The organism is Phaeobacter sp. JH20_37 (assembly GCF_048056015.1).
Classification (GTDB): Bacteria; Pseudomonadota; Alphaproteobacteria; order Rhodobacterales; family Rhodobacteraceae; genus Phaeobacter; species Phaeobacter bryozoorum.
This window is the reverse complement of the sequence record NZ_JAYMWW010000020.1, coordinates 294,176-304,918: the sequence shown is the minus strand read 5'-3', so window position 1 is coordinate 304,918 and position 10,743 is coordinate 294,176. Positions and strand designations below refer to the sequence as shown.

The window sequence follows — 10,743 nt, the reverse complement described above, 5'->3', positions numbered from 1 at the left end:
GGGCGCTGACACGATTTCGGGCGGTACTGGCGCTGATAGCCTGTCGGGCGGGGACGATGCCGACACGTTTGTGATCGAGGACGGCTTTGGAGCGGACACGATCATCGGCGGCGAAGGGGTCACCACCGGCACGGATTACGACACCATCGACCTGTCCGCCGTCACTATCCCGGTCACCGTGACCTTCACCGGCTCCGGCGCGGGCACGATCAGCGACGGGACAAGCACGCTCAGCTTCTCGCAGATCGAGCGGCTGATCCTGGGCGCCTCAGCCGAAGTTGTGGATGCCTCCAGCGAGTCAAGCGGGATCGAGATTGTCGCAGGCGGCGGGAACGATACGGTGACCGGCGGCTCAGGCAACGACACGATTGCGGGCGGCGACGGGGATGATCTGATCGACGGCGGTGATGGCGACGATTTCCTCACAACCGGCCTTGGCAACGATACCCTGATCGGTGGCTCCGGCAATGACACGTTGATGAACTCCGACGGCGATGACAGCCTGGTCGGCGGTGCGGGCAATGACAGCATCGTTGCCACCGGCGGCAATGACACGCTCGAAGGCAACGACGGCGACGATACGCTTGAAGGCGGTGCTGACAATGACAGGCTGGTCGGCGGCACTGGCGCCGACAGTATGTCGGGTGGCGACGATGCTGACACGTTTGTCATCGAGGACAACTTTGGCGCGGACACGATCATCGGCGGCGAAGGGGTCACCACCGGCACGGATTACGACACGCTTGATCTGTCGGCCGTCACCGTTCCGGTCACGGTAACCTTTACCGGGACCGGCGCGGGCACGATCAGCGACGGCACCAGCACGCTCACCTTCTCCGAAATCGAGCGCGTAATCCTGGGCGATTCAGCCGATGTGGTGGACGCCACCAACGACGCAGGCGGGATCGAGATTATCGCAGGCGGCGGCAACGACACCGTGACCGGCGGATCCGGGAACGATACAATCGACGGTGGCGATGGCGAGGATACCATCGACGGTGGCGCGGGCAATGACAGCCTTCTTGGTGGACTCGGTGCCGACACTATCTCGGGTGGTGCCGGGGCGGACACGATTGACGGCGGCAACCAAAGCGATCTGATTCTGGGCGGTGACGGCAACGACGTGATCATCGACTCAGGCCTGAACCTATCGGATGACACAATAGACGGTGGCTTGGGCGATGACACCATCGACGGCGGTCTGGGCAAAGACAGCCTCACCGGCGGCGATGGAAACGATAGTATCGCCGGTGGTGATGGTCAGGATACCCTTCAAGGCGGAGATGGCGCGGACTCCCTCGACGGCGGCAACAATAATGACGTGATCGACGGCGGCGCGGGTGCCGATACAATCACCGGCGGCACCGGTGCCGACACGATTGAGGGTGGCACCGGGGACGACGTTATTGACCTTGGTGCCGATAGCGACAGGGATATCCTGGGAGTGTCCGATCTTGCCGGGTCGGATATCGTGACGAATTTCGACATGACCGACAGCGGCGATGGCACCACGGTAGACCAATTCGATGTCTCGAATCTGGTCGATGCAGATGGCAATCCGGTCAATGCCTGGGATGTTGTCGTCAGCGACACCAATGGCGACGGGACAGGTGATGCGGTGCTGACCTTTGTCAACGGCGAGTCGGTGACGCTGGTTGGCGTTCAGCGTTCGCAGGTGGACAACGCCCAGAAACTCAATTCGATGGGCATCCCGTGTTTCACGCCCGGTACGATGATCGCAACCCCAAGCGGCGAAACCAAGATAGAAACGCTGAAGCCCGGCGATCTGGTCACAACTCTTGAATACGGCCCGATGCCGATACGCTGGCTGGCCCTGTCGGAAGTCGCAGTTAAAACTGCGTCTCTACCGCAGAACCTCACGCCGGTCCGGATCAGGCCGGGCGTGCTGGGCAATGCACGTGCGCTGGTGGTGTCGCCGCAGCACTGCGTCCTGCTGACAGATCAGCTCACGAATGCGTCCTACTATGTGCGGGCCAAGCATCTGGCTGAAGAAACTACATTGGCTTCTTTTGCGCGGGGTCGTCAGAGCGTCACGTATATCCATCTTATGCTCGACAAACATGCGACGCTGATTTCCAATGATATCCCGAGCGAAAGCTTCTATCCTGGGCCGATGGCTATGAAGATGATGTCGGCCGTAACTCGCCTAGAACTATACGCCCTACTCCCTGAATTGGATCAGATGCCTGTCGAACAAGCCTTCGGGGCGCGGGCCGCAACCGTTCTGTCACGCAATGAGCTGCAAAAACTCAACGGGCGCCTTGGACTTCTTCAAGGCAGGCGGCTGGCGGGCACCCCACCCGATTGGACTCACAGCCACAGGGGGCGCGAAACTGGCAGCCAACTAAGGTTTCACCCGATAACCAACCGCAGTTTTTGTGTCGAAAACGTCGACAGGTGACAGCCGGTTAGCGGCTCTCTGCCAGTTGGTCCTCACCCGGAAGAGACACGGTGAAATCGCAGTCCTATTCAGTCCTGCGCGTCCGCCAGCTGGTTGCGCACGATTACGTCGATCCTTGTGTCGTTGAAGCGAAAGATACCTGTTTGCTTCAGAGCATCCCGGACCGGGGTGCTTTCAGATAGCCGTTTCCAGACGGTCGGCGACGAGTATGGGGCCATACGCGGTTTGGTGGCGACGCCCATTGTCATCCCGTTCAGATATCTGACCTGTTGGCGATGCGCGGGAAACAGAATGGACTCCGACAAGAATCCATCCTCGCTGTTTGCGCTTTCCAACAGGTAGATGCGATTGCCCTTATAGGCTGCCAGCCCGGTATATTTCGTCCGTTGAACGATGCTTTGATCATCGCTCAAGGCACGTTCGAAGGTATGCGAAACGATATAGCCGTCCTGTTCACGCAGCCAGATCAGCGTGCGCATGATCTTGCCTTCCCAGGTCGGCGTTGTGAAATGGCCGTGATAGAACCCCAAATACCGACGCAGCGGACCGGCCTGGTTCTCGAAAATTCTGGACAGCACGCGCGCCGGGCTTTTGCGGGAGGGCGCCGTCAATCTGTTCATCCTGCCCAGGAAGGCCGGGTGATCCAAGTCGAGGTCCTGTTCGCTGATATTGAAATGCCGGGCGATGCGCCGAAGGTTGTGCGCCGAGGGCATTCCACCGCCATTGAGGTATCGATTGAATTGCTGACGGTTCAAGCCGATATCGCGGCAGACCTGCGCAATGCTGCCGTAGTCAGCGCAGAGGGATCGCAGGTTCCGCGAAAAGTTTTCCGACATGCGACAAGTCCTTCGCACATAGACGCATTAATGCTTACAAAAGCTTAAACCTGCGTACAGTCGCTTACTAGGTGGTTTTTGATTTTCGTTCCAATTTTCGCTTGTGAGTCGCAAACGGTGATCGGCGTGCAAAACGAAATCAAGACACTAGAGAATGAGTGGATCCCTCTTCCGGACGGGCGAAAACTGGCGGCACGGGTCTGGCTTCCCGCTCTGCCGGGGGCTGCGCCGGCGATCCTGGAGTATCTCCCCTATCGCAAGCGGGACGGAACCGCAGCGCGTGATGAAACCACACATCGGGTGTTTGCCGCCCATGGCTATGCCTGTGTGCGGGTCGACATTGCCGGGACCGGCGACAGCCAGGGCCGTTTTGACGATGAATATTCCGAACAGGAGCTCTGCGATGGCGAAGAGGTTCTGAAATGGATCGCAGGCCAGGACTGGTGTGATGGCCACGTCGGAATGATCGGGATCAGCTGGGGTGGCTTCAACGGCTTGCAGCTTGCGTATTGCCGACCGCCGGAATTGAAGGCGGTTGTCACCATGGCCTCGACGGCTGACCGCTATGCTGATGACATTCACTACATGGGCGGCTGCCTGCTCAGCGATAACGCCAATTGGGCAGCACAGATGTTTGCCTATCTGTCTCGCCCTGCTGACCCCGACCTGCGGCCCGACTGGCGCGATGACTGGATCGCGCGGATGGAGCTGCTGCCTGATCTTGCCGCCGACTGGCTGGCGCATCCCACACGCGATGAATTCTGGAAACACGGATCGGTTTGCGAAGACTGGTCACGGATCGAGGTGCCGGTTCTGGCAATCACAGGCTGGGCGGACGCTTATGTCAACACGCCCCTTACCCTGGTTGAGAACCTGACTTCGCCGACCAAGGCGCTGATCGGCCCCTGGGAGCACCGCTATCCGCATATCTCAAAGATCGAGGCCGCAGACGCCCACTCGGAGATCATCGGATGGTTCGACCGGTGGCTGAAAGGCGAGTTGAACGGGGCTGAAACACTGCCTGCCTTGCGAACATTCGTGCAGGAACATGACAACCCGTCCGGCAAGAACAAGCCGCGCAGGGGTCGGTGGGTGTCAGAGGAAAGCTGGCCATCGAACACCATTCAGGAGCGCATTTATTTTCTCGGCGATGGTGCGCTGTGCCCAGCAGCCAAAGCCGGGGAGGTCGATATTGCCAATCCTGCCAGCGTCGGGTCCGCCAGCGGCTATTTCTGCCCGGGGATGCGGATCGACAACGAGCTGCCGGGCGATCAGGTCGAGGACGACAGGCACTCCACCTGCTTTGACATTTCGCTGGACGCGCCGCTTGAGATCGTTGGACGCCCGCGTCTGAAGCTGGCGTTTCGTGTTGATCAACCGGTTGCCCAGGTGGTGGCCCGGCTCTGTGATGTCGCGCCGGATGGCGTGTCGCAACGCATCACCTATCGGCCCTTCAACCTGACCCATCACAACAGCCACGAAACCCCGGACGCTTTGGTGCCGGGCGAACGCTACGAGGTTGAGTTCGAACTGAACGCCTGTGCCCATCGGCTGCGCGCGGGGCATCGCCTCCGTCTGGCGCTGTCGACATCCTACTGGCCGATCGTCTGGCCCTCGCCCAAACCTGTGACGATCACGCTGGACTGCCCGGGCAGCCAGTTGACACTGCCTCAGCGCCGCGTGGCTGGTGAACCGGAGCCTGCCAACCCCGGACCGCCAGAGAAATTTCCGACATTGGCTGCGGATGTCCTGCGTGATCCGTCGAGCACGTCACGGCGTGGAACCGACGATGAAGGACGGACAACGCTCGACGCATTTGACGATTTCGGCATGTCGCGCGATCCCTATCACGGCCTTATCAGCGGCAGCCATGTAGCGACGCATTATTCCATCCATCCCGACGATCCGGCCAGCGCCAAGATGGTGGCCGACTGGCGGTTCGAGTTCCGCCGCGACGACTGGCAGGTTCGGATCGACACGCATTCGCGCATGTCCTGCGACGAGACGCATTTCTACCTGCACCGCAGTTTGCGGGCCACGGAAGGGCCCGATGAAACCGAAGTCCTGTCAAAAGAATGGTCGCGGACCATTCCGCGCGGGCTTCTCTGAACAACCCAACGGGGAGATCACAATGAAGATCGAATGGATGAAGGCACCAACAGGACGCCGAAACTTCCTAAAAGGCGCGACAGCGCTTGGTGCGGCCGCCGCAATGCCTATGGGCTGGGCGGGGACCGCTTTTGCCCAGGATGATGGCGTCCTGCGCGTCCGCGCCTATGGCGACGCTCCGAACATGGATCCCGCGCATAGTGTCGGCGTTGTGGAAGAGGAGATCCACGCCGCAATTTACAACAAGCTGATCCAGTACAAGCCCGGCTCCGAATGGGGCTGGCAACTTGATGCGGCGTCGATGATCGAACAGGTGGACCCGACCCATATCAAATTCGCCCTGCGCGATGACATCGGCTTTACCAACGGCCATGGCGCGATGACAGCCGAGGATGTCAAATTCAGCTTCGAACGGATCGTGGCCGAGGCCACCGAAAGCCCGAACAAGCCGGATATGGGACCGCTCAGCCATGTTGAGGTCACTGGCGAGCGCGAAGGCACCATTGTGCTGAACGAGCCCTTCGCGCCGCTCTGGTCTATTGCCTTGCCCTATATCACCGGCAACATCGTGTCCAAGGTCGCGGTTGAGGCCGCTGGCGGGCGGATCGGCTCCGACCCGGTCGCCGAAAGCGGCCCCTATCTGCGCGCGAGCTGGAGCCCCAAGGAAAAGACAGTGTTGCAGCGAAACCCCAACTGGAAAGGGGACGCACCGGCCTGGGATACGATTGAAGTCTACCCGATCGACGATGAAAACACCGCCGAGATCGCATTCGAGGCAGGCGAGCTGGACCTGACCCGCGTGTCGCTAGGATCGGTCGCGCGCTACCGTGGCGGCGTTCTAAACGGCGGGACCCTCGTCGAAAACCCCTCGCTGTTCTATGTCTGGCTGGGGATGAATCTGGATCATCCGAAACTACAGAACCAGAAACTGCGGCAGGCGATCCAGCATGCCATCGACGTGCCGACAATCCTGGAGGCCTCCTACTTTGGCGCGGCGGACCCGTCGACAGGCATCATCGCACCGGGTCTGGCAGGAAACCGTGCTCAGGGTCTTGTGGCGCCGCAGGCCAACATTGAAAAGGCAATGGCACTGCTTGCGGAATCCGGCGAGACAAATGTCTCCCTCACGCTCGATATCCTGAACAAGACGACCTACACGACGATGGCTCAGGTCATTCAGGCGATGCTGGCGCAAATCGGGATCACGCTGGAAATCAACGTTCTGGAATCCGGTGCGTTCTGGGCGAGCGGCGAAAACGAAGATCTGCAACTGGTGCTGAACCGCTTCTCGATGGCGCCTGATCCCTCCTATGCAACGGCCTGGTTCACCACTGAACAGGCAGGCATCTGGAACTGGGAACGTTTCCGCAACGACGAATTCGACAAACTCCACGCCGCCGCATCTGCGGAAACCGACAATGCAGAACGCGCTGCAATGTATCAGCGAGCGCAGGACCTGATGGAAGAAAGCGGCGCCTATCGCTTTATCACCCATGAAGCAACGCCGGTCGTGCATTCCTTGCGTGTTGTTCCGGCCCTGCGCCCGGATGGGCTTTCGCTGCTCAGATACTTCGGCAAGGCGTAACCTCCCTACGTCTCTGCGTGTGGCTGCCCTCGGGCGGCCGCACGCGATTACCCCGCCCAGAAAGGCCCGATCGATGTTCAACTTTGCTCTGAGGCGGTTTGCGCTTGCGGCGCTGATCCTCTTTGTTGCGGTAACACTCATGTTCCTGATGATCCGTGCAGTCCCCGGCGATCCGGTGCAGATCATGCTTGGTCCGCGAGCGACCCCGGAGCTTCAGGCACGGCTCACCGCCGAACTGGCGCTGGATCAGCCGATTTGGCGGCAACTGGTGATCTTTTACAGCAACATGATGCAGGGCGATCTGGGCACCGACGTGTTTTCGGGCCGCTCGGTCACCCAGATTGTCTTTCAACAGCTTCCCTTCACGCTTGAGCTGATCTTTGCGTCGATCCTCTGGTCTGCCGCCCTCGGCATCGGGCTTGGCGCCTATGCCGCGGCCCATCCCAACACCCTGATCGACCGAAGCGTCGCGGTGCTGTCGGTGAGTTTCGTCGCGGCCCCCGCATTTGTCGTGGCGCTTTTGTCGCTTTTGCTGTTTGCCGTGCAGCTCCAGTGGTTCCCGGCGATTGGTGTCGGTGACGGGTTCTGGGACCGGCTGGATCATCTGGTCTTGCCCGCGTTTGCAATCGGGCTGAGTTGGGTCGGGTATATCGCGCGGCTTGTACGTGCCTCGATGCTGGAAGTGCTTGGTGAACACCACATCCGGACCGCCCGCGCCTTTGGTCTCTCCGAGCGACGGATCGTCATGGTCTACGCGTTGCGGATCGCCGTTCTGCCGGTCGTCACCGTGATCGGCGTCGGGATGGGCTTTCTGCTCAGTGCGGCCGTTTTTGCCGAGATCGTCTTTGCCCGGCCCGGTCTGGGCAAATTGGTGATCGATAGCATCACCACCCGCAACTACCCGATCGTCATGGGCTCGGTGCTCATCTCAACGGGGCTGTTCGTTATCTCGACCGCCGTTGCGGACCTTGTCAACGCCTGGCTGGACCCGCGCGCGAGGACCTCGACATGACGGCCTCGACCATGGGTAAACCGCGCTCCGAACTCGGCATTATTCTCAAAGGCGTCGCCGGGAACCCGCTGGGCCTGATGGGGCTGATTATCGTCGGCGCCATCGTGTTCAGCGCCATCTTCGCGCCATGGATTGTGCCTTACGACCCGATTGCCATGAATATTCAGGACCGTATGCAAGGCCCATCGGCCAGCCATTGGCTGGGCACCGACCAGCTGGGCCGAGATACCTTCAGCCGCGTGATCATGGGCGGACAGGTGGCGCTGAAGGTCGCCTTGCCTGCGGTCTTTGGTGCCATGGTGATCGGTCTGACACTGGGAATGATCGCGGGCTACGGGCCAAAATGGCTCGACAATCTGCTGATGCTTCTGTTTGACACCATCCGGTCATTCCCAACCGTGATGTTCGCGCTGGCCGTCGTCGCGCTGGTGGGTCCCAGCCTGCAAACTGTGGTTTTTGTGGTCATGGCGACCTCGATCCCGACCTATGGCCGTGTGGCGCGCACGCAGACGCTCACATTGCGCAACTCGGAGTTCATACTGGCCGAACGCTCCATGGGGGCCAGCATGGCCCGTATTCTGGGTGTCCATTTGCTGCCCAATATCATTGGCGTCCTGGCGGTTCTGGCTGCCATGGACATCCCCACGGTGATCGCGCTTGAGGCCGGTCTGTCGTTCCTCGGTCTCGGGGTAAAACCGCCGACACCCAGCTGGGGTGCATTGTTGAAAGATGGCTATGCCCTGATCCGGCAAACGCCGTGGTTGGTGGTCGGAGGCGGCCTGCCGATCATCATCGCAACGCTGGGCTTCACCTTCCTCGGCGAGTCCCTGCGCGACGTGGTTGACCCGAAATTGAGAAAGAACCGATGACCGAAACCTTGTTGGAGATCGACCATCTCAGCGTCGACTATAAAACCGAACGCGGCGACCTGAAAGCCTTGCGCGATATCACCTTTGACGTCCGCAAAGGGGAAATCGTCGGGATCGTCGGCGAAAGCGGCTGCGGAAAGTCGACGCTGATCTCGTCGATCCTGCGGTTGACGGCACCGAACACGCGGTTCCGTGAGGGCGCGGTGCGGTTCAAGGGGCAGGACCTGTTGCAGGCCAACGAGCGTCAGATGCGCGCCCTGCGCGGCGACGATATCTCAATCGTCTTCCAGGACCCGATGCAGACCCACAACCCGGTGCTGACCGTCGGTCAGCAGATGGTCGATATCCAGCACCGGTCCTCCGCATCCAAGGCCGCAAAACGCGCAACCGCCGCGAAAATGCTGGGGGCTGTGGGCATTCCCGATCCCGACGCGCGGCTGAACCAGTTCCCGCATGAATTCTCCGGCGGGATGCGCCAGCGGATCGCCATTGCCATGGCGCTGATGTCCGAGCCTGACCTGCTGATCGCCGATGAACCCACAACGGCACTGGATGCCACGCTTGAAGTACAGATTATCGAACGCTTGCAGGAGCTCCAGCGCGAAATGAACTGCGCGATCCTATTCATCTCGCATCATCTGGGCGTGATTGCGGAACTCTGTGACAGGGTGGTGGTGATGTATGCGGGCGCAGTCGTCGAAAGCGGCGATGTGCGCGAGATCTTTCACAACCCGAAACATCCCTACACCCGCCGCCTGATCGAATGTGATCCGGGCCACATCAAGACCCGCGCCCGTGTCCTGCCGACCATTCCGGGCGAAGTTCCCGATCTGGCGAACCTGCCCGGCGGCTGCATTTTTCGCGACCGGTGCGATCAGGCAATCGCCCGCTGCGCGGCAGACGTGCCGCCACTTGAGCGACTGGGAGACGACGGTCATCTGGCTGCCTGTTGGCTGAACCATGAGGAGATGACGGCGTGAGCCTTCTGTCTGTTGATAACCTTCAAACCAGCTATGGTCAGGTCAATGTGCTGGCTGGCGTCAGCTTTGACGTGGCCCCGGGCGAAACCTACGCGCTTGTCGGCGAAAGCGGATCGGGCAAGACAACCGTCATTCGCGCAATTGCCGGGCTGGCCCCGGCGCAGGCCGGTTCGGTCAAATTCGACGGCAGGGAAATCCGCGGCCTGCCCGAGCGGCAGCTGCGCCCCCTGCGCAAGGACATCGCCATGATGTTTCAGGATCCGGTCGGAAGCCTGTCTCCGCGGCTGACCATCGGCAGTCTGATCACGGAACCCTACAGGATTCAGGGCATGAAGAGCCGCGATCAGCACGCCGAGGCCAAGCGCCTGCTGGAGATGGTCAACCTGCCTGCGCATTTTGCCGACCGCTATCCCTATCAATTGTCCGGCGGTCAGGCACGGCGTGTCGGGGTGGCCCGCGCACTGGCGCTGGAACCCAGGTTGATCCTGGCCGACGAACCGACAGCGGGATTGGACGTCTCCGTGCAGGGCGAGTTGCTGAACCTGCTCAATGAACTGCGCGAACGGCTGGGGCTGGCCATGGTGATCATCACCCATAACCTCAGCGTCGTGCGCCATGTGGCCGACCGTATGGGGATCATGTATCTGGGGCGGCTGGTGGAAGAAGGCACCACCGAAGCAATATTCGAAAGCCCGCGCCATCCCTACACCCGCTGCCTTCTCAGCGCGAACCCGGAACCTGACCCTGACGCCCGGCTGGAACGCATCGCGCTGAAGGGCGAACCGCCGAGTCTGCTGAACCGACCAAAGGGATGCGAGTTCCGCGCGCGCTGCCCCTTTGCCCATGACATTTGCACCCAAACACCCAGATGGGAGGTGACCGCAGGCCATGGCCTGCGCTGCCTCGCGCCACTCTCGTAGCGAGCCCGCA

At 60.8% G+C, this 10,743-nt stretch carries 8 protein-coding genes; 7 read left to right on the top strand and 1 reads right to left on the bottom strand.

Going from position 1 to position 10,743, the window contains the following annotated elements:
- On the top strand, positions 1-2,422 hold a 2,422-nt coding region (locus VWZ87_RS18100), incomplete at its 5' end, for a Hint domain-containing protein (protein ID WP_416536546.1).
- Positions 2,423-2,490: 68 nt separating this feature from the next.
- On the opposite strand, the gene VWZ87_RS18095 is transcribed toward VWZ87_RS18100, so the two are convergent.
- Positions 2,491-3,258 carry a helix-turn-helix transcriptional regulator gene (locus tag VWZ87_RS18095; protein WP_416536545.1) on the bottom strand — a complete coding sequence of 256 codons (768 nt, stop codon included), beginning with the start codon at positions 3,256-3,258 and terminating at the stop codon, positions 2,491-2,493.
- Between the two features lie 126 nt (positions 3,259-3,384).
- Between VWZ87_RS18095 and VWZ87_RS18090 the strand changes: the two genes are divergently transcribed.
- From VWZ87_RS18090 to VWZ87_RS18065, 6 genes are all read left to right on the top strand, one after another.
- The gene (locus VWZ87_RS18090; RefSeq protein WP_416536544.1) at positions 3,385-5,367 is read left to right on the top strand and encodes a CocE/NonD family hydrolase; all 1,983 of its coding nucleotides are present in this window, start codon (positions 3,385-3,387) and stop codon (positions 5,365-5,367) included.
- A gap of 22 nt (positions 5,368-5,389) precedes the next feature.
- Positions 5,390-6,952 (top strand): ABC transporter substrate-binding protein, encoded by a 1,563-nt coding sequence (locus VWZ87_RS18085; protein ID WP_416536543.1) that lies wholly within the window; start codon positions 5,390-5,392, stop codon positions 6,950-6,952.
- A gap of 73 nt (positions 6,953-7,025) precedes the next feature.
- Positions 7,026-7,964, top strand: coding sequence for an ABC transporter permease (locus tag VWZ87_RS18080; protein WP_416536542.1), 939 nt, complete (start codon positions 7,026-7,028; stop codon positions 7,962-7,964).
- An 11-nt stretch (positions 7,965-7,975) separates the two neighbouring features.
- Positions 7,976-8,833: an ABC transporter permease gene (locus tag VWZ87_RS18075; RefSeq protein WP_340546277.1), complete on the top strand. Its 858-nt coding sequence runs from the start codon at positions 7,976-7,978 to the stop codon at positions 8,831-8,833.
- The gene (locus VWZ87_RS18070; protein WP_340544472.1) at positions 8,830-9,813 is read left to right on the top strand and encodes an ABC transporter ATP-binding protein; all 984 of its coding nucleotides are present in this window, start codon (positions 8,830-8,832) and stop codon (positions 9,811-9,813) included. The genes VWZ87_RS18075 and VWZ87_RS18070 overlap by 4 nt, the downstream gene beginning before the upstream one ends.
- Entirely contained in the window at positions 9,810-10,733 is a 924-nt protein-coding gene (locus tag VWZ87_RS18065; protein ID WP_416536541.1) for an oligopeptide/dipeptide ABC transporter ATP-binding protein, read from the top strand. Before VWZ87_RS18070 ends, VWZ87_RS18065 begins: the two co-directional genes overlap by 4 nt.
- The last annotated feature ends 10 nt before the right edge of the window (positions 10,734-10,743 follow it).